Origin of the sequence: uncultured Reyranella sp. (genome assembly GCF_945957355.1) — a bacterium.
Lineage (GTDB): Bacteria > Pseudomonadota > Alphaproteobacteria > Reyranellales > Reyranellaceae > Reyranella.
In genome coordinates, this window is record NZ_CAMFKM010000016.1 from 73631 (window position 1) to 91154 (window position 17524).

Annotated in this window: 20 protein-coding genes; 10 read left to right on the top strand and 10 right to left on the bottom strand. The window is 65.7% G+C overall.

Features of this window, described 5'->3' with window-relative positions:
- Positions 1-11 precede the first annotated feature (11 nt).
- From Q0Q48_RS22810 to Q0Q48_RS22825, 4 genes are read right to left on the bottom strand one after another with little or no spacing between them, the layout of a single operon-like run.
- Positions 12-788, bottom strand: coding sequence for an ABC transporter ATP-binding protein (locus Q0Q48_RS22810; RefSeq protein WP_295143106.1), 777 nt, complete (start codon positions 786-788; stop codon positions 12-14).
- Positions 789-799: 11 nt separating this feature from the next.
- A complete protein-coding gene (locus Q0Q48_RS22815) occupies positions 800-1558 on the bottom strand; it encodes an ABC transporter ATP-binding protein (protein WP_295143108.1) in 759 nt (252 codons plus the stop codon).
- Positions 1555-2706 carry a branched-chain amino acid ABC transporter permease gene (locus tag Q0Q48_RS22820; RefSeq protein ID WP_295143109.1) on the bottom strand — a complete coding sequence of 384 codons (1152 nt, stop codon included), beginning with the start codon at positions 2704-2706 and terminating at the stop codon, positions 1555-1557. The genes Q0Q48_RS22815 and Q0Q48_RS22820 overlap by 4 nt, the downstream gene beginning before the upstream one ends.
- 4 nt (positions 2707-2710) lie before the next feature.
- A complete protein-coding gene (locus Q0Q48_RS22825; protein ID WP_295143111.1) occupies positions 2711-3586 on the bottom strand; it encodes a branched-chain amino acid ABC transporter permease in 876 nt (291 codons plus the stop codon).
- Positions 3587-3727: 141 nt separating this feature from the next.
- Between Q0Q48_RS22825 and Q0Q48_RS22830 the strand changes: the two genes are divergently transcribed.
- Genes Q0Q48_RS22830 through Q0Q48_RS22840 form a run of 3 tightly spaced genes read left to right on the top strand, consistent with a single transcriptional unit; the run spans position 3728 to position 5823 of the window.
- Positions 3728-4900 carry an acyl-CoA dehydrogenase family protein gene (locus tag Q0Q48_RS22830; protein ID WP_295143113.1) on the top strand — a complete coding sequence of 391 codons (1173 nt, stop codon included), beginning with the start codon at positions 3728-3730 and terminating at the stop codon, positions 4898-4900.
- Positions 4901-5365 carry a PaaI family thioesterase gene (locus tag Q0Q48_RS22835; protein WP_295143116.1) on the top strand — a complete coding sequence of 155 codons (465 nt, stop codon included), beginning with the start codon at positions 4901-4903 and terminating at the stop codon, positions 5363-5365.
- A complete protein-coding gene (locus Q0Q48_RS22840; RefSeq protein WP_295143121.1) occupies positions 5362-5823 on the top strand; it encodes a PaaI family thioesterase in 462 nt (153 codons plus the stop codon). Before Q0Q48_RS22835 ends, Q0Q48_RS22840 begins: the two co-directional genes overlap by 4 nt.
- A 3-nt stretch (positions 5824-5826) precedes the next feature.
- Here Q0Q48_RS22840 and Q0Q48_RS22845 read toward each other — a convergent pair whose 3' ends face one another.
- Positions 5827-6324, bottom strand: coding sequence for an SRPBCC domain-containing protein (locus Q0Q48_RS22845; protein WP_295143123.1), 498 nt, complete (start codon positions 6322-6324; stop codon positions 5827-5829).
- A gap of 38 nt (positions 6325-6362) precedes the next feature.
- Here Q0Q48_RS22845 and Q0Q48_RS22850 point away from each other — a divergent pair, with 38 nt between their 5' ends.
- From Q0Q48_RS22850 to Q0Q48_RS22865, 4 genes are read left to right on the top strand one after another with little or no spacing between them, the layout of a single operon-like run.
- A complete protein-coding gene (locus tag Q0Q48_RS22850; RefSeq protein ID WP_295143128.1) occupies positions 6363-7091 on the top strand; it encodes a transglutaminase family protein in 729 nt (242 codons plus the stop codon).
- Positions 7088-8302, top strand: a complete 1215-nt coding sequence (locus Q0Q48_RS22855) for a multidrug effflux MFS transporter (RefSeq protein WP_295143132.1) — start codon at positions 7088-7090, stop codon at positions 8300-8302. The genes Q0Q48_RS22850 and Q0Q48_RS22855 overlap by 4 nt, the downstream gene beginning before the upstream one ends.
- 19 nt (positions 8303-8321) lie before the next feature.
- Entirely contained in the window at positions 8322-9245 is a 924-nt protein-coding gene (locus Q0Q48_RS22860; protein ID WP_295143136.1) for an SDR family NAD(P)-dependent oxidoreductase, read from the top strand.
- A 19-nt stretch (positions 9246-9264) separates the two neighbouring features.
- Entirely contained in the window at positions 9265-10425 is a 1161-nt protein-coding gene (locus Q0Q48_RS22865; RefSeq protein ID WP_295143139.1) for a M20 family metallopeptidase, read from the top strand.
- A 16-nt stretch (positions 10426-10441) separates the two neighbouring features.
- Here Q0Q48_RS22865 and Q0Q48_RS22870 read toward each other — a convergent pair whose 3' ends face one another.
- Together Q0Q48_RS22870 and Q0Q48_RS22875 are read right to left on the bottom strand one after the other, a co-directional pair.
- Positions 10442-11056, bottom strand: coding sequence for an NAD(P)H-binding protein (locus tag Q0Q48_RS22870; protein WP_295143142.1), 615 nt, complete (start codon positions 11054-11056; stop codon positions 10442-10444).
- Positions 11053-11949, bottom strand: a complete 897-nt coding sequence (locus Q0Q48_RS22875; protein WP_295143145.1) for an alpha/beta hydrolase — start codon at positions 11947-11949, stop codon at positions 11053-11055. Before Q0Q48_RS22875 ends, Q0Q48_RS22870 begins: the two co-directional genes overlap by 4 nt.
- A 66-nt stretch (positions 11950-12015) precedes the next feature.
- Between Q0Q48_RS22875 and Q0Q48_RS22880 the strand changes: the two genes are divergently transcribed.
- Entirely contained in the window at positions 12016-12981 is a 966-nt protein-coding gene (locus Q0Q48_RS22880) for a fatty acid desaturase family protein (protein ID WP_295143147.1), read from the top strand.
- A gap of 74 nt (positions 12982-13055) precedes the next feature.
- Here the strand turns inward: Q0Q48_RS22880 and Q0Q48_RS22885 are convergent, their stop codons facing one another.
- The 3 genes from Q0Q48_RS22885 to Q0Q48_RS22895 form a co-directional block, all read right to left on the bottom strand.
- Positions 13056-13613 (bottom strand): hypothetical protein, encoded by a 558-nt coding sequence (locus tag Q0Q48_RS22885; protein ID WP_295143150.1) that lies wholly within the window; start codon positions 13611-13613, stop codon positions 13056-13058.
- Between the two features lie 113 nt (positions 13614-13726).
- A complete protein-coding gene (locus tag Q0Q48_RS22890) occupies positions 13727-15028 on the bottom strand; it encodes an aspartate aminotransferase family protein (protein ID WP_295143151.1) in 1302 nt (433 codons plus the stop codon).
- A complete protein-coding gene (locus Q0Q48_RS22895) occupies positions 15025-15636 on the bottom strand; it encodes a 2-hydroxychromene-2-carboxylate isomerase (RefSeq protein ID WP_295143154.1) in 612 nt (203 codons plus the stop codon). The genes Q0Q48_RS22890 and Q0Q48_RS22895 overlap by 4 nt, the downstream gene beginning before the upstream one ends.
- A 93-nt stretch (positions 15637-15729) precedes the next feature.
- Between Q0Q48_RS22895 and Q0Q48_RS22900 the strand changes: the two genes are divergently transcribed.
- Both Q0Q48_RS22900 and Q0Q48_RS22905 read left to right on the top strand, forming a co-directional pair.
- Positions 15730-16494 (top strand): hypothetical protein, encoded by a 765-nt coding sequence (locus Q0Q48_RS22900; protein WP_295143157.1) that lies wholly within the window; start codon positions 15730-15732, stop codon positions 16492-16494.
- Positions 16495-16560: 66 nt separating this feature from the next.
- Positions 16561-17520 carry an SPFH domain-containing protein gene (locus Q0Q48_RS22905; protein ID WP_295143230.1) on the top strand — a complete coding sequence of 320 codons (960 nt, stop codon included), beginning with the start codon at positions 16561-16563 and terminating at the stop codon, positions 17518-17520.
- The last annotated feature ends 4 nt before the right edge of the window (positions 17521-17524 follow it).

Sequence of the window (17524 nt, forward strand, 5' to 3'; positions counted from 1 at the left end):
CCTCGTTCCCGTCAGCGCCAGTTCTTCTTCTTCTTCCAGCGACGTTCGCCGCGGGCGCTCTCTTCCTTGGCGCCGAGATAGAATTCCTGGATGTCCTTGCTGTTCATCAGCCGCTCGCAGGTATCGTCCATCACGACCCTGCCGACCTCGAGCACGTAGCCGTAATGGGCCGTCTCCAGCGCCATCTTGGCATTCTGCTCGACCAGCAGGATCGACGTGCCTTCCTCGGCGTTGACGCGGCGGATGATGCTGAAGATCTCCTTCACCAGCAGCGGCGAAAGCCCCAGCGAAGGTTCGTCGAGCAGCAGCAGCTTCGGCCGGTTCATCAGCGCGCGACTGATCGCCAGCATCTGCTGCTCGCCGCCCGACAGCGAGCCGGCCGGCTGGTCGATGCGCTCCCTGAGGCGCGGGAAATAGCCGAAGACCTTATCCAGGTCGCGGGCGACGCCGTCGCGGTCCGTGCGCAGGAAGGCGCCCATCGCCAGGTTCTCGCGGATCGAGAGGAAGGGAAAGACCTCGCGGCCTTCCGGCACATGGCTGAGGCCGAGCCGCACGATCTTGTCGGCATCCATGCGCTGGATCGCCTTGCCCTCGAACTCGATCGTGCCCTTGAGCGGGTCGAGGACGCCGGAGATGGTCTTGAGGATCGTCGTCTTGCCGGCGCCGTTTGCGCCCAGCACGGTGATGATCTTGCCGCGCGGCACGGCGAGGCTGACCCCGCGGATGGCCATGATCGGGCCGTAGTAGCTCTCGATGTTCGAGACCTTGAGGATCGGGTCGTCGCTCATGTCCGCTCCTCTCAGGCGCCGAGATAGGCCGCGATGACGTCGGGATGGGCCTGGACTTCGGCCGGCGTGCCGGAGGCCAGCACCTTGCCGTAGTTCAGCGCCAGCACACGGTCGGACACGCGGTTCACCAGGCTCATGTCGTGCTCGACCATCAGTACCGTGACGCCCAGTTCCGTCCGGATGTCGCGGATCCAGAACGACATGTCGTCGGTTTCCTCGACGTTGAGGCCGGAGGAGGGCTCGTCCAGCAGGATCAGCTTCGGCTCCGAGCACAGCGCGCGGGCGACCTCGACCACCTTGCGCACCCCGTAGGGCAGGCCCGCGATCAGCTTCTCGCGATAGGCCTGGAGGTCGAGGAACTCGATCACCTCCTCGACCTTGCGGCGGTGCTCCTTCTCGGCGCGGCGGACGGAGGGCAGGAACAGGACTTCCTGCCAGAGCTGGGTGGTGGCGTGGCAATGCCGCCCGACCAGCAGATTGGCCAGCATGGTGGCGTTTTCGAACAGCTCGATGTTCTGAAAGGTGCGGGCGATGCCGAGCTTGGCGATCTGGTGTGCCGGCACCTCGGTGATGTCTCGCCCCTCGAAGAACAGCTTGCCCGAGGTCGGGTCGTAGAGCCGAGAGATCAGGTTGAAGATCGAGGTCTTGCCGGCGCCGTTGGGGCCGATGATGGTGAAGATCTCACCCTTCTCGACGCTGAAGCTCACGCTGTCGACGGCTTTAAGGCCGCCGAACTGCAGCGAGATGCCGTCGACCGTGAAGAAGCTCATCGGTTGCGCTCCGACTTCACGTAGGTCTTCTGTCGCTTGAAGGTGGCCTTCTTGTAGAGCGGGAACAGCTGGAAGAAGAGCTTCACCTTGAGCCAGCGCCCGTAGAGGCCGTAGGGCTCGAACAGGATGAACATCATGATGATCAGGCCGTAGATCGCGCCCTTGAGGCCGGCGGCCGAGCCGATCGCCGACATAGTGTCGCGCAGCTTCCCGGCACCCTCGGACGACATGCCGAGCGTAGTGGCGAGGCTGGCGCCCAGCACCGGCACGTCGTCCTTCAGGGCCGTCAGGAAGGGATCGACCATGACGATGAAGATCGCGCCCAGCACCGCGCCATGCACCCCGAAGGCGCCGCCGATGATGATCACCATGATGAACTCGATCGAGAGCAGCAGGGTGAACATCTCGGGCGAGATGAAGGACATCTTGTGGGCGAACAGCACGCCCGCCATGCCAGTGAGGGCAGCGCTGATGGCGAAGGACTTCACCTTGTAGCCGGCGAGGTCGATGCCCATGCTCTTGGCCGCGGTCTCGGAGTCGCGGATGGCGATGAAGGCGCGGCCGGTGGGCGAGCGCAGCAGGTTCAGCGCCAGCAGGATCGATCCCACCAGCACCAGCAGGCAAAGGAAATAGAAGGCGTCGCCGTCGCGCGGTATCGGCTGGCCGAGCAGGTCGAGCGTACGGACCCGCATGCCCTCGTTGCCGTGCGTTACCGATTCCCAGCGCGCGAGGATCTCCTCGACGATGAAAGCGAAGGCGATGGTGGCGATCACAAGGTAGATGCCGCTGAGACGCAGCGCCGGGAAGCCGACCATCGCGCCCACGGCGCCGGTGATGATCGCGGCCGCCGGGAAATACACGATGAAGGATATGCCCTGGCTTTGCAGGAAGCCCGCGGTATAGGCGCCGATCGCGAGGAAGGCGGCGTGGCCCAGCGAGGCCTGGCCAGTGAAGCCGGTGAGGATGATCAGCGCCACGCCGACGATGGCGTAGATGAACACGAAGACGATCTGGCTCTGCAGATAGCTGCCGACCAGGTAGGGGAAGGCGATCAGCGCCGCCAGCAGCACGCCATAGGACCACCAGTAGCCGCTGTGCTTCAGGAGGCGGATGTCCTGGTCGTAGTCTGTCTTGAAGACGAAACGCATGGGCTTAGACCTTCTTGCGCATGCTGGGGCCGAACAGCCCATGCGGCCGGACCAGCAGGACGATCAGCAGCACGACATAGGGGGCGACGTCCTTCCAGCCCTGCGGCAGATAGAAGCCGGCCAGGGTCTCGATGACGCCGATGATCAGGCCACCGATCAGCGCGCCGGGGATCGAGCCGAAGCCGCCCAGGACCGCGGCCGGGAAGGCCTTCAGGCCGAGGGCGAGGCCGACGTTGGAATGGATGAATGTGATCGGCGCCAGCAGCACGCCGGCGGTCGCCGCCACCGCGGCGCTGATCGCCCAGATCAGCGAAACGACCCGCTTGACCGGGATGCCCATGTAATAGGCAGCCAGCATGTTCTCCGACGTGGCGCGCATGGCGGTGCCCATCCGCGTGTAGTTGAAAAAGGCGTAGAGCACGGCGCACAGGATGACGGTGGCCACGATCACCGACAGCTTGTCGTGAGCGATGACCAGGTCACCCAGCTTGAAGACACCGGTCGAGAAGGGGGTCTCGATCTTGAGGTCGTCGGTGCCCCAGATCATGCCGGCGACCGAGCGCAGGAAATATCCCAGCCCGATGGTAGCCATGACGATGGAGAATTGCGGATAGCCCAGGATCGGCCGGATCAGTATTCGCTCGGTCGCCATGCCGAAGACTGCCATGGCGCAGACCGCGAACAGGAAGCCCAGCCAGTAGTCGAGGCCCATCAGGCCGATGAAGGTGAAAACGAAGAAGCCGCCCAGCATCATCAGGTCGCCCTGGGCGAAATTCACGACCTCTGTCGCCTTGTAGATGAGGACGAAGCCCAGTGCGATGAGGCCGTAGACACAGCCGAGCGCGATACCGCTCACCAGCTGCTGGATGAAGTCGAGCATTCCCTAACCCTGTCAACCGGCCGTTTGTGGCTTCGCGTTTAACTTGAATCATAAGACATGGCGGCGCGGCGGAGAGTCAATGGATTTTCAGCCGGCGCGCTGTACTGTTGCGCGATCGAACGCTCGTTACCGGAGAAATTCATGTCGCTCGCCGAGCAGGCCATCCCGTCGGGGAGGCCGCCGTCGCCGTTCTATACCGAGGAGCACGAGGCGTTCCGAAGCACCGTGCGGCGCTTCGTCGAGCGCGAGATCATGCCCCATGTCGACCAGTGGGATGAAGCCGAGGAATTCCCGCGCGAACTCTACCGCAAGGCCTCGGCTGCAGGGCTGATGCAGCTGGGATTTCCCGAGGAATATGGCGGCGTTCCGACCGATCCGTTCTTCGGCATCGTCAAGGCCGAGGAGATGGCGCGCCACGGCAGCGGCGGTCTCAATGCCAGCCTCAACAGCCATACGATCGGCTCGCCGCCCATCGCGGCGCTGGGGCCGGAATGGATGAAGCGCAAGGTGCTGCCGGAGGTGCTGGCCGGCGAGAAGATCAGCGCACTCGCCATCACCGAACCCAGCGGCGGCTCTGACGTCGCCAATCTCAAGACCACGGCACGGCGCGAGGGCGACCACTATGTCGTCAACGGCTCCAAGATGTTCATCACCTCGGGCATGCGCGCCGACTACTACACCGTGGCGGTACGCACCGGCGGTCCGGGGGCGGGCGGTGTCTCCCTGTTGCTGATCGAGCGCGAGCGCGAGGGCTTCGGGCGCACCAAGCTGAAGAAGATGGGATGGTGGGCGTCCGATACGGCCCAGCTCTTCTTCGACAATGTGAAGGTCCCGGTCGAGAACCTGATCGGCGAGGAGAATCGCGGTTTCATCGGCATCATGCTGAACTTCAATTCCGAGCGGCTGGGCATGTCGGCCGGCGCCTGCGGCTATGCGAAGGTGTGCCTCGACGAGGCCATCGCCTATGCCCGGGAGCGCCATACGTTCGGCAAGCCGCTGATCGCCAACCAGGTGGTGCGTCACCGGCTGGTCGACATGGCGATGCGGATCAACGCCGTGAAATCGACGCTCGAGCTGCTGGCCTACAGGGTCGGGCAGGGCGAGAAACCGGTCGCGGAGATCTGCATGCTGAAGAACCTTGCGACCTCGACCATGGAATTCTGCGCCAACGAGGCGATGCAGGTCTTCGGCGGCGCGGGCTACCTGCGCGGCGCCAAGGTCGAGCGCATCTATCGCGAGACCAAGGTCATGTCGATCGGTGGCGGCTCGACCGAGATCATGAAGGATCTTGCCGCCCGTCAGATGGGGTTCTAGATGGACAAGGACGCGCGCATCGCGCTCTTCCAGCAATGGTTTTCCGACAACATCCCGCACAACAAGGCGCTGGGCCTGAAGGTGATCGGCGCCTCACGCGGATTCGCCTCGATGCAGCTCGAGTGGCGTGAGGAGCTGGTTGGCAATCCCGAGACCGGCGTGCTGGCGGGCGGTCCGCTCACCGCCATGCTCGACGGCTGCTGCGGGATGTCCGTCGCCACCATGCTGAAGGCGCCGGAGCCCTTCGCGACGCTCGACCTGCGCATCGATTATGTGCGGCCGGCAGAGCCCGGCAAGCCGGTGATCGCCGAGGCCGAGTGCTATCGCATCACCCGGTCGGTAGCCTTCACCCGCGCCTTCGCCCATCACGGCGACGCCAAGGACCCGATCGCGGCCGCTGCCGGAACCTTCATGCTAGGCACCAAGGGCAAGCCGAACCGGCTGCCGTTGGGGGACAAGCCGTGAGCGCGCTTCTCGAACGCCTTGCCGAGGCCCGCAAGGAAGGCAACGTCGCGCGCCTTGCCGAGGCCATCCCCTATGCACGCTGGATGCAGATCGCGCCGGAAAACGGCACCGGCGAGCTGCTGACCCGCATGCGCTATCACCCGGAGCTGATCGGCAACACCTTCCTGCCGGCGATCCATGGCGGCACCCTGGGCGCGATGCTCGAGATGGCGGCGATATTCCATCTCCTGTGGGAGACGGAGACCGAGACGGTGCCGAAGATCGTCAACATCACCGTCGACTACCTGCGCTCGGCACGCCCGGTGGACGTGATCGCCTGCGCCAAGGTCACCAAGCAGGGCCGCCGCATGGTCAACGTCTTCGCCGAAGCCTGGCAGGAGGACAGGTCGCGCCCCGTCGCCACCGCCAACGCGCACTTCCTGGTCAAGTCGGACGCCGATGCCCCGCCGTCACTCTGAATCTCATCCCAGCGGATTGTCCAGGTCGACGCCGTACTGCCTGGCATTCTCGGCCATGTAGTAGTCGCGCCCCTGTACGGGCTCGCCGCGGACCGCAGCGTCGACCATGTCGATGAACGTGTGCCAGCCCATGGCATTCAGCTTCACGAACGAGTCCAGCACCGGCAGGTGTTCCAGGGTGAAGACGGAGCCTCCGGCCGCCGGTGCCAGGGTCAGGATCACGTAGGATTCGGGGTAGGGCGAGGTGGCGTCGCCCGGATTGTACACGTTCCATGTGTAAGCCAGCCGGCCGGGCGGCTGCCATTGCGTGACGACGCCGCGGATGTGGCCGCCCATCAGCGACACGGCGCCACCCACCCTCGGCTCGATCTTGCTGTCGCCATACCAGCCGGGCAGGCGGCTGGGATCCGCCAGATAACCCCACGCCAGTGCCGGCGGGGCGGGGAGGTGCCTCTCGAAGCGCACCATATGCGCATGGGTGAATTGCGCGCCGTCGCTCATGGACTTTCCTGCCTCTTGCCTTAAAGAAAACGCCGCACATGGATTACGAATCACTCAAGACCCCGGCCGACGACGTCGTTCGTGACGGCGCCAGCTTCGAGGCCTACCGGCTTCCAGGCGACTTGATCGATTCACAACACCCGATAATCGTGGCCTACGCAAGGCGCGTGGCGGGCGATGGCAGTGACCAGGAGAAGGCACTGCGTCTTTACTACACCGTGCGCGACGAGCTGCGCTACGATCCCTACAACACGCCGATGAAGCGCGACGCCTATCGGGCCAGCACGACTGTCGCGGCGGGGCACGGATACTGCGTGAACAAGGCGGGCGTCCTGGCCGCGGTCTGCCGGGCCGCCGGCATTCCGGCGCGCCTTGGCTATGCCGACGTGCGCAATCACATGACGACGAAGCGATTGTCGGAGCTGATGGGCAGCGACGTCTTCTACTATCACGGCTACACCGATGTCTGGCTGGGCGGGCGCTGGGTCAAGGCGACGCCAGCCTTCAACCGCGAACTCACCGACAAGTTCGGACTGAAGCCGCTCGACTGGGACGCCGTGGGCGACTCGATCTACCACCCGTTCGACCTCAGCGGCCGCCGCCACATGGAATATCTCGCCTATCGCGGCGTCTTCGCCGACATCCCGTTCGAGGAGATCCGCGGCGCCTTCCGCCACTACTACCCGCGCATGGCGAAGGCGCAGGAGGAGATGGCGCTGGGCGGCGATTTCGGCGCTGAGGGCGCAGCAGAGGCGAAAGCCAAGTGAACCTGACACCGCGGTCGCCCGCCTACATTGCGCTTCTGGTGGCACTGGGCAGCTTCGGCCCGCTCACCATGAGCATCTATACGCCGGTCATGCCGTCGGTCGGGCACGAGCTGCTGGCGACGCCGGAAAACGTGAAGCTGACGCTGACCACCTACATGCTGGGCTTCGCGGTCGGCCAGCTCTTCTACGGTCCGCTCAGCGACCGCTACGGGCGCCGGCCGGTCCTGCTGGGCGGCCTCCTGTTCTTTGCGATCACCAGCTTCGCCTGTTCCTTCGCGCCGTCGATCGGCGGGTTGATCGGGCTGCGCATCCTGCAGGGGCTGGGGGCGGCCTCGGGATCGGTGCTGGGCCGCGCGCTGACGCGCGATGCCTACACGTTCAAGGAAATGCCGCTGGTCATGAGCTGGATCTCGCTCGGCCAGAACATCGCGCCGTCGCTGGCGCCGACGATCGGCGGATTCCTCGGCGAATGGTCGAGCTGGCGGGCGACCTTCTGGTTCGTCGGCGGCTTCGGCACCATCCTGTTCCTGGTGACGCTGGCGGGCCTGCGCGAGACCAACAAGTTCCGCAGCGAGCGGATCGATTTGTCGAGCCTGTTGCGCGGCTCTGGCGAAATGCTGCGCGACCGCCGCTTCCTCGGTCATATCCTGCCGCTGGGCTTTGCCTTTGCTCTCAATTTCGGAATGCTGGCGGGCGTGCCTTTCGTGCTGCAGGAGAGCATGGGTTTCAGTCCGCGTGAGTTCGGCCTGATCGTGCTGCTCTCGGTCGGCGGCTTCACGCTCGGCACCTTCGTGAACAACCGCTTGGTCGGCAGGGTCGCGCCGGTCGACATCATCATGTTCTCGGGCTGGTTTCACGTGGCTGCACTGGTCGGCATGGCGGCTCTTTCGCTGTCCGGTATCGTCACCTGGTGGGCCATCGTCGGCCCGCACATGCTGCTGAGCTTCGGCACCGGCATGATCGTGGCTAACGCCAATGCCGGCGCCGTGGGACTCTATCCGCGCCTGGCCGGCACCGCTTCGTCGCTGGCCGGCCTCGCCCAGATGGGCATGGGCGCCATGGGCACGGTCGCGGTGGCGGCTCTCACCGTCGTCGGCAGTCGCTATGTCGCGATGCCGATGGTGATCGGGCTCACGCCGTTCGCGATCGCGACGGTGCTGAGCGCACGACTGTTGCGCGGTGAGCCGCGCGCCCCGAAACTGGATAATTAGAAGAGGGAGAGAGAAGACGATGACGAACATGCTGAAGGACAAGGTCGTGCTGGTAACCGGCGCGGGCGGCGGCATCGGCCGCGAGATGGCGCTGCTGGCCGCCCGCGAGGGCGCGAAGGTCGTGGTCAACGATCTCGGCGGCGCGGTCGACGGCGAGGGCAGCGGCAGCGCGACGGCGGCCGAGAAGGTCTGCGCCGAGATCGCGGCGGCCGGTGGCCAGGCGGTCCCGAACGGCGACAGCGTGGCCGATCCGGCCGGCGCCGAGCGCATGGTCAAGGCGGCAGTCGAGAATTTCGGCCGCATCGACGGCGTCATCAACAATGCCGGCATCCTGCGCGACCGCATCTTCCATCGCATGAGCCACATGGACTGGAAGATGGTGATCGACGTGCATCTGAACGGCTCGTTCAACACCAGCCGCGCCGCCGCCAACTACTTCAAGGAACAGAAGTCCGGCGCCTTCGTGCACTTCACCTCGACGTCCGGTCTCGTCGGCAACTTCGGCCAGGCCAACTACTCGGCGGCCAAGATGGGCATCATCGGCCTGTCGCGCTCGATCGCGCTCGACATGGCGGCCTTCAACGTCCGCTCCAACTGCATCTCGCCGTTCGCGTGGACGCGCATGATTGGCACGATCCCCGCCGATACCGAGGCCCAGAAGGCGCGCCTGGAGCGCTCCAAGAAGATGACCCCGGCCAAGATCGCGCCGATGGCGGTGTACCTCCTGTCGGACTCGGCCCAGGAGCAGGGCATCACCTCGCAGATCTTCGGCGTGCGCATGAACGAGATCATGCTGTTCAACGCCAACCGTCCGGTACGGTCCGTGCATAACTCCGAAGGCTGGACCCTGGAGGACATTGCCGAGCATGCCGTGCCGTCGATGAAGCCCTACTTCACGGACCTGAAGCGCTCGCCCGAGTACTTCACCTGGGATCCGATCTGAGCATAGAGGACTGACGACGATGGCCGCCGAGCGCATGAAGAACGAGCCCAGGATCGACCCCAAGGAAATCCTGGAAGGTATCGTCGAGTGGATCGAGATCGAGAGCCCGAGCCACGACGCGAAGGCGGTCAATGTCATGGTCGACAAGGTCGAGGGCCAGTTCCGCGACCTTGGCCTCGACCTGGAGCGCACGCCGGGCCGTGACGGCTTCGGCGACATCCTTGAAGCGAAGACCCCGGCCGAGTGGAGCACGGGGCAGGGCAAGGGCATTCTGGTCCTTGCCCATCTCGACACGGTCCACCCGCTCGGGATGAAGGAGACGGAGCTGAAGATCCGCCGGGAAGGCGATAGCGTCTTCGGTCCCGGCATCTACGACATGAAGTCAGGCGGCTACATCGCCTACTACGCGCTGAGGCACCTGATTCGCCAGGGCAAGCGCACGAAGCTGCCCGTCACTTTCCTCTTCGTCCCCGAGGAAGAGGTCGGCAGTCCGACCTCGCGGGCCCGCATCGAGGAAGCGGCGAAGGGCCACAAGTATGCGCTGGTGATGGAGCCCGGCCGCGACGGCGACAAGGTCGTGACGTCGCGCAAGGGAGTCGGCCGGTTTACGCTGACCGCGAAGGGCCGCGCCGCCCATGCCGGGGTGCGCCACGAGGACGGCCGCAGTGCCATCCTGGAGATCGCCCGCCAGATCGTGCGCATCGAAGAGAAGACCGATTATGCCCGCGGCATCACCTGCAACGTCGGCCTGATCCGCGGCGGCTCGGGGGTCAACGTGACGCCGGCCGAATGCTCGATCGACGTCGACCTGCGCGTGCCCAGCATGCAATTGGCCGAGGAAATGACGCACTGGTTCCTGAACCTGGAGCCGATCGGCAAGGACGTCGAGCTCTCGGTCGAAGGCGGCATGAATCGGCCGCCCTACCAGAAGGACGCAGGCATCACCGATCTCTTCCAGAAGGCGCAGGCGATCTATCGCGAGATCGGCAAGGAACTGAACGATGTTCCCCTGACCGGCGGCGGCAGCGACGGCAACTTCACAGCCGCGCTCGGCATCCCGACCCTCGACGGTCTGGGCGCCGACGGCAAGGGCGCCCATGCCGTCACCGAACAGATCTACTATTCGTCGCTGGAGCCGCGCACCTACCTCTGCGCGCGCCTGCTGGAGACGCTGGAGTAGGCGCGCTCCACGGGCCTCAGTACGCCGCCGTAAAGCGCTTGCGGATGTGCTTGGGCTTCTCGATTTCGTTCACGATGGCGACCGCGAAGTCCTCGCGGCTGATGGCGCTCTGGCCGTCCTCGTCCTCGAGCATGTGATCCTTGCCGAGGCGGAACTTCCCGGTCCGCTCGCCCGGCTGGATCGATGTCGGCGGCGAGATCGCCGTCCAGTCGAGGTCCTTCACCTTGCGAATCTCCTCCAGCGCCAGCGACGCGGGCTTGGAGGTCGGCGGTTGGATGCCGCGATCGGCCATGTGATCGAGATGCGTGCGGCCGTCGGCGCGCAGCAGGCTGCCGGCGCCGACCACGAACAGCGCGCGCTTCACGCCGCTGTTGCGCACCGCCTCCAGCACGTGATGGACGCTGGCCTCGTTCCACTTCACCGACGCCACCACGATGTCGTGGCCCTTGAGGATGGCCGCCATGGACACGGCGTCGGTCGTGCTGCCCTGCCGGATGGTCATGCCGGCGCGCGGCTTCAGCTTGGAGGCGTCGCGCGTGATCGCCGTCACGCTATGCTTGCGCGAAAGCGCCTCGTCGAGGACGCGGCTGCCGATATTGCCGGTGGAGCCGATCAGGGCGATGGAGGTCATTGTAGCGTTTCCTTCATGAGATGGCCCAGGGCCGCCACGGTCTCCGCCGGCGCCTCCTGGGGGACGTTGTGGCCGATGCGCGGCAGCATTCGCCGCTCATAGCCGCCGGTGAACTTGTCGGATTGTCCGTCGCGGTCGGAGGCAGGGCCCACACCGTCGGCGGCACCGTGGAGGTTGATGGTGGGCACCGGGATGACCGGTTGCTTGGCGAGCAGCGCCTCGATCGGCTCCAGCAGGGGGTCTCCCTTGGCGTAGCCGTAGCGATGGCGGTACGACTGGATCACCACGTCGACGAAGTCGGGATTGTCGAACGAGGAGGCCGTCCTCCCGAATGTCGCCTCGTCGAATTTCCATTCCGGCGACCACAGGCTCCACAGAAGCCTGCAGATGTCGCGGCGGTTCTTCGTGAGGCCGGCGCGTCCGCGCTCTGTATTGAAATAGTACTGGTACCAGAGGCGGTGCTCCGCGGCGGCGGCGGGTTCCACCGAGGCTGCGATGTTCTGGAGGTTGTATCCGGTGCAGCTCACCAGACAGCGCACGCGCTCGGGCCACAGGGCAGACACGATGCAGGCCGCACGACCGCCCCAGTCGTAGCCTGCGAGCGCGGCACGCTGGATGCGCAGCACGTCCATCAGCTGGAGCAGATCGTGTCCCAGCGCCGCCTGCTCGCCCGATCGCAGCGTGTCCGGCGACAGAAAGCGGGTCGGACCATAGCCCCGCAGGTACGGCACCAGCACACGGTTTCCGTTGGCGGCCAGGGCCGGCGCAACCTCATCATAGGCGCGCACATCGTAGGGGAAGCCGTGCAGCAGGATCACCGGCGCGCCGTCGGGCGGCCCGTGTTCCTCGTAGGTGACGTCGAGAACGTCGGTGCGGATGGATTTGCGTTGCATGTGGTCAACATATACCGGCCCTGCGCCGCCGTTGACAGTCGCGCGTGCCGCGACCAGCCTCCCGGAATGAGCAGGATCGGAAACTTCCTGACCCTGGAGCAGACGCGCAGGCTCGGCGCCAAATCGAACCTCGTCGGGGCACTGCTCGTGCTGCATGCCTGGGCGGTGATCGCCGCCAGCATGGTGCTGTTCGCCTGGTGGCCCAATCCGTTCACCTTTCTGCTGGGCGTGATGGTGATCGGTGGCCGCCAGCTCGGAATTGCCATCCTGATGCATGACGCAGCGCACGGGCTGCTCCTGGCCGACCGGCGCCTCAACGACTGGGTGGGAAGCTGGCTCTGCGCCTTCCCGGTGTTCACCAGCCTGACGCTCTACCGGCCGTATCACTTGCAGCATCACCGGTTCACGCAGCAGGCCGAGGATCCCGATCTCGGTCTGTCGGCCGCCTTCCCGACCAGCCGTGCCAGCCTGCGCCGCAAGATCGTGCGGGACCTGACCGGCCAGACAGCGTTCCTGAGGCGCGGGGAGCAGATCCGTCGTGCGCTGGGGCCGACGGACGCGCCGCCCGCCGGGCAGCTCGGAAACCTGTGGCGCAAGGAGAAGGGCCCGCTGATCGCGAACCTCGTTCTGCTCGCGGGACTTTCGGCCGCCGGATATTGGTGGCTCTACCCGGTGATGTGGCTGCTGCCGCTCGCCACCTGGTACCAACTCGTCAGTCGCATCCGGAACATCGCCGAGCACGCCGTCGTGCCGGACAATGACGATCCGCTGCGCAACACGCGGACCACCTATGCGAACCCCCTGATGAGACTCCTGGTGGCGCCTTATTGGGTCAACTACCACCTCGAGCATCACCTGTTCATGTTCGTGCCGTGCTGGCGCCTGCCACAGGCGCATCGGGCCCTGGTGGACGGCGGCCATCGCCTGTCGATGGAGCTGAAGCCTGGCTATCTGGCCGTGCTCAAGGCCGCGACCGCTGGCGCAAAGGGCGGCGGTCGCAGCCCGGGCGAGCGGAGCCCGCAGCATATCTAGCCTCGCCGCGAACGGACGAAAAAGGCGGCCCCGCGGGACCGCCTTTCTCTGTCTCGTCCTGTTCGACGATAAGCTTACTGAGCCGGGCAGGGATGGATGTTCATCTCGGGGCCGAGGTCGTACGGCGGCGGCACCTGGGCGAGCGACGTGACCTTCGGGTCCATAGCCCAGTCGAAGGCGCGCTTGCCGCGTGAGCAGAATTCCTTGTCGGTCGGCGCGCGCTGTGCCGTACGGTTCGCGATCTCGGTCACGAGTACGTCGGTGTTGAAGCGCTTGCGGCCGGCGATCTGCGAGAGCGAGCGGGCGTTGGTCGCGAACTCGGCGCGGAACTTGCCGACGAAATCGGCATAGACCGTCTCGTAGGCCCGGCGTCCACCCGGACCCTGGCACTGCAGCGTGACGACCTGGAGTTCCTGCTGCACCATGCGTGCCTGTACGATCGCAAGGTCTGCTGCATTGTAGCAGATGGCCCGGATCTGGCCGGCAGGAGGCGACGGCGGAACGGGCGCCTGGTAGTCGGCTGCCGGCGGCTTCACGGGCGCAGCCGCCGTCTTAGTCTGCCCGAGCGTGCAGGCGCCAAGGGCGAGGATGCTCCCCGCAAGAATCGCCGCCTGTGTAAGCCTCTTGATCATCCGCAAACTCCCAACGCCGTTGGCCGGAAACCGCCAGCGGGTACAACAGTTAGCCGCCCGTTTCAAACGCTAATACCAATTGCAGGACCCGGTGCGCCGATTTCCCTCGGTTCTCAGTGTAAAGCTTTGGTGAGCGCACGGTCGAATATCTCCAAACCGAGGTCGATCTCCGCCTCCATCACGGTGAGGGGCGGCGCGATGCGGAATATGCCGAATCCGCCGCGGACGGTGCTGGTCATCATTCCCAGTTCGAGGCAGTTCCGGGCGATCTTCTGGGCAAGATCCGGGTCGGGGGTTCGGGAGCGCCGGTCCTTCACCAGGTCCAGCCCGAGCAGGAGACCGCGTCCGCGCACATCGCCGATGCAGTCGTGACGCTGCTGCAGTGTCTGCAGACCGTCCTTCAGCCGCTTGCCGAGGATTGCCGCGCGCTCCGTGAGGCGATCGCGCAGGATCACCTCGATGACCTTGAGGCCGACGGCGGCGGGCAGGGGATCGGAGGCGTGCGTCGTGTAGAAGAGGAAGCCGCGTTCGGCGGCCACCTCCTCGATCTCCGGCGTCGTCAGCATGGCTGCCAGTGGCAGACCGGCGCCCAGCGTCTTGGAGAGGGTGAGATAGTCCGGCACCACCCCGTCGCGCTCGCAGGCGAACAGGGTGCCGGTGCGGCCGAGTCCCGTCTGCGCCTCGTCGAAGATCAGGTGCATGTCGCGTTCGCGGCATTTTGCGGCCAGCGCCGCCATCCAGCCTTCCGGCGGCTCCAGCACACCGCCCGAACTCAGGATCGGCTCGACGATGCAGGCGGCCAGGGCGCCGCTCGACTGGCGGTCGATCAGCTCGAACCCGAAATCGAGTTCGCTTTGCCAGTCGTAGACGCCGCGATGGTCGATGAAGCGCGAGCGGTAGGCGTCGGGCGCCGGGAGGACGAGGGCGCCGGGCTGCGGCGGGCCGTAACCCTTGCGGCTGGACGAATAGGTCGCCGAGGCCGCCCCGCCGGTGACGCCGTGCCACGACCGGCTCATCGCCACGATCTCGTGACGGCCGGTCACCAGCTTGGCCATGCGCAGGGCCGCCTCGTTCGATTCGCCGCCGGTCGAGACCAGCAGCACGCGGTCGAGTTTCCCGGGCGAAACCTCCGCGATCAGCGCCGCCAGCTCGACGACCGGCCGGGACAGGATCGTGGAATAGAGATGGTCGAGTTCGCCGATATAGCGGCGCGCCACCTCGACGATTTCCCGATGGCTGTGGCCCAGGATGGCGCTCATCTGGCCCGACGTGAAATCGAGGATCTTCCGGCCGTCGGCATCGGTGAAGTAGTTGCCGGCCGCGCTCTCGGCGATCAGCGGCGAGAAGGCGCCGCCATAGCGCACCAGGTGGGCCCGGGCCTTGGCCCAGAAATCGGGGTCGGCGTTCCGGCTCATGCGGCGGTGGCCTCCAGCGCGGCCCTGACCAGCGGCATGCGGTCGTTGCCGAAAAACATGTCGTTGCCGACGAAGATCGTCGGGCTCCCGAAACCGCCGCGGGCGATCAGCTGGTCGGTGTTGGCGCGCAGCCGCGCCTTGCAGGATTCGGTCTCGATGCCGGCGAAGAAGCGCTGGCGCTCGATGCCGGCCTTCAGGGCGATGTCGGCCAGCGTTTCCTCGCGGGACAGGTCGCGATCGTCGCCCCAATAGGCCTCGAAGGCGGCGGTCGCATAGGGGACCAGCTTGTCCTCGTCGAGCGCCACGAAGGCTCCGCGCATGCATTTCACGCTGTTCACCGGGAAGACCGTCGGCGGGAACCTGATGGCGAGCCCGTAGAGGCGGGACCAATCCTGCATGTCCTTCTGCATGTAGGCCTGCTTCAGCGGGTTCGGCTTGGCGCGGCTCTCGTAGACGGTCTGGTTCACGGCATTGAACACGCCGCCGACCAGGATCGGCTTCCAGACGATCTCCGCGCCGGCTTCCCGGGCGAGGGGCTGGATCGCGTGGAAGGCGAGATAGGTCCAAGGGCTGGAACAATCGAAGTAGAAGTCGAGCTGGCGCGCCATTTCGTCCCCCTTGAAGGCCGTTCGCCTTGTCGTTGCCATACATGGCGCGTATCTTGCAAATCCATGACGGTACCGACTGGCCAGTGTAGAGAAATGGGCCCCAAAAAGATCGCCATCGTCGTGCATCAGCAGCATTCGCGGCCCGGACGGGTCGGCGCCCTGCTCGAGAAGCGCGGTTACGAACTTCACAGACTTTGCCCCAATCTGGGCTGCAATCTGCCCGAGGACATGTCCGACTATGCGGGTGTCGTGGTCTTCGGGGGACCGATGTCCGCGAACGATTGCGGTACCCTGGCCGGCATCAAGTGCGAACTCGACTGGATTCCCAAGGTCGTCGATGCCGGCGTTCCGTTCCTCGGCCTCTGCCTCGGCGCCCAGTTGCTGACGCGTGCCGCTGGCGGTCGGGTCGGACCGCATCCCGAAGGGCTGGTCGAGATCGGCTATGTCGATGTCGAGCCAACCGAGGCGGGCCGTGAGTGGTTCAGGGCGCCGATGAAGGTCTATCAGTGGCATCGCGAGGGCATGACCATCCCGGACTGCTGCGAGTTGCTCGCCACCAACGACCGCTATCCCGTGCAAGGTTTTCGCTGCGGCCCCAATGCCTTCGGCTTCCAGTTCCATCCCGAGGTCACACTGGAGATGAAGGGTATCTGGACCCTGAGCGCCGCCGAGCGCCTCAAGATGCCCGGCGCGCAGCAGCGCGGTGTGCATCTGTCCATGCACGCGCTCTACGATCCGCCGCTCGACCGCTGGATCAACGGATTCCTCGACCGTTGGCTGGCAACCGATCAGCGGGTCGCCGCGGCGCCGAAGGCGTTGCACGGCCCCGTCACCGACTTCGCCGCCGCCGCCGACTAGCGGCCGGATAGTCGCGCGCCCGGCCTTGGGCTAGTGTCTCCCGTAAACCAGAGGAGACGCTGAATGATATCGGGTGCGCTGATTTTCGTGCTGGCCGTCGTCCTCGTGGCGCTCGTGCTGGTCTTCGCCGGCGTCAAGACGGTGAACCAGGGCACCAACTGGACGGTCGAGCGGTTCGGCCGCTACACGCGCACCCTGGCGCCCGGTCTGCATTTCATCGTGCCCTTCATCGATACGATCGGCCGCAAGATGAACATGCAGGAGAATGTCTTCGACATTCCGGCGCAGAAGGTGATCACCAAGGACAACGCCACCGTGCAGGTCGATGCCGTGGCCTTCTACCAGGTGATCGACGCTGCCCGCGCTGCCTACGAGGTCCAGAACCTCCAGCTGGCGATTACGAATCTGGTCCTGACCAACATCCGCTCGGTCATGGGCAACATGGCGCTCGACGAGGCCCTGTCGAAGCGCAACGACATCAACAACACGCTGCTGGCGGTGATCGACCAGGCGACCAGCCCTTGGGGCGTCAAGGTGCTGCGCATCGAGGTCAAGGACATCGCGCCTCCCGAGGACATCGTGGTGGCGATGGGGCGGCAGATGAAGGCCGAGCGCGAGAAGCGCGCGACCATCCTCGAGGCCGAGGGCATCCGTGAATCGAGCATCCAGCGGGCCCAGGGCGAGAAGCAGTCGGCGATCCTCACCGCCGAGGGCCGGCGCGAGGCCGCCTTCCGCGACGCCGAAGCGCGCGAGCGCATGGCCGAGGCCGAAGCCAAGGCGACATCGGTCGTGGCACAGGCGATCGCCGGCAACGGCGTGCAGGCGACCAACTACTTCCTTGGCACCAAGTACGTCGAGGCCCTGGCCAAGATGGGCTCCAGCACCAATGCCAAGGTGTTCTTCCTGCCCGTCGAGGCGACCGGCGTGATGGCCTCGATCGCCGGTATCGGCGAGCTCGCCAAGGAAGCGCAGGCGCGCGGCGTCGAGGCCACGCGCTCGCGCGGTTCCGTTCCCAACGCGGGCTGATCCG

Coding starts and splice junctions, on each gene's coding strand:
- Q0Q48_RS22810 (WP_295143106.1), bottom strand. CDS start 788: ATGAGCGACGACCCGATCCTCAAGGTCTCGAACATCGAGAGCTACTAC.
- Q0Q48_RS22815 (WP_295143108.1), bottom strand. CDS start 1,558: ATGAGCTTCTTCACGGTCGACGGCATCTCGCTGCAGTTCGGCGGCCTT.
- Q0Q48_RS22820 (WP_295143109.1), bottom strand. CDS start 2,706: ATGCGTTTCGTCTTCAAGACAGACTACGACCAGGACATCCGCCTCCTG.
- Q0Q48_RS22825 (WP_295143111.1), bottom strand. CDS start 3,586: ATGCTCGACTTCATCCAGCAGCTGGTGAGCGGTATCGCGCTCGGCTGT.
- Q0Q48_RS22830 (WP_295143113.1), top strand. CDS start 3,728: ATGTCGCTCGCCGAGCAGGCCATCCCGTCGGGGAGGCCGCCGTCGCCG.
- Q0Q48_RS22835 (WP_295143116.1), top strand. CDS start 4,901: ATGGACAAGGACGCGCGCATCGCGCTCTTCCAGCAATGGTTTTCCGAC.
- Q0Q48_RS22845 (WP_295143123.1), bottom strand. CDS start 6,324: ATGAGCGACGGCGCGCAATTCACCCATGCGCATATGGTGCGCTTCGAG.
- Q0Q48_RS22850 (WP_295143128.1), top strand. CDS start 6,363: ATGGATTACGAATCACTCAAGACCCCGGCCGACGACGTCGTTCGTGAC.
- Q0Q48_RS22860 (WP_295143136.1), top strand. CDS start 8,322: ATGACGAACATGCTGAAGGACAAGGTCGTGCTGGTAACCGGCGCGGGC.
- Q0Q48_RS22865 (WP_295143139.1), top strand. CDS start 9,265: ATGGCCGCCGAGCGCATGAAGAACGAGCCCAGGATCGACCCCAAGGAA.
- Q0Q48_RS22870 (WP_295143142.1), bottom strand. CDS start 11,056: ATGACCTCCATCGCCCTGATCGGCTCCACCGGCAATATCGGCAGCCGC.
- Q0Q48_RS22875 (WP_295143145.1), bottom strand. CDS start 11,949: ATGCAACGCAAATCCATCCGCACCGACGTTCTCGACGTCACCTACGAG.
- Q0Q48_RS22880 (WP_295143147.1), top strand. CDS start 12,016: ATGAGCAGGATCGGAAACTTCCTGACCCTGGAGCAGACGCGCAGGCTC.
- Q0Q48_RS22885 (WP_295143150.1), bottom strand. CDS start 13,613: ATGATCAAGAGGCTTACACAGGCGGCGATTCTTGCGGGGAGCATCCTC.
- Q0Q48_RS22890 (WP_295143151.1), bottom strand. CDS start 15,028: ATGAGCCGGAACGCCGACCCCGATTTCTGGGCCAAGGCCCGGGCCCAC.
- Q0Q48_RS22895 (WP_295143154.1), bottom strand. CDS start 15,636: ATGGCGCGCCAGCTCGACTTCTACTTCGATTGTTCCAGCCCTTGGACC.
- Q0Q48_RS22900 (WP_295143157.1), top strand. CDS start 15,730: ATGGGCCCCAAAAAGATCGCCATCGTCGTGCATCAGCAGCATTCGCGG.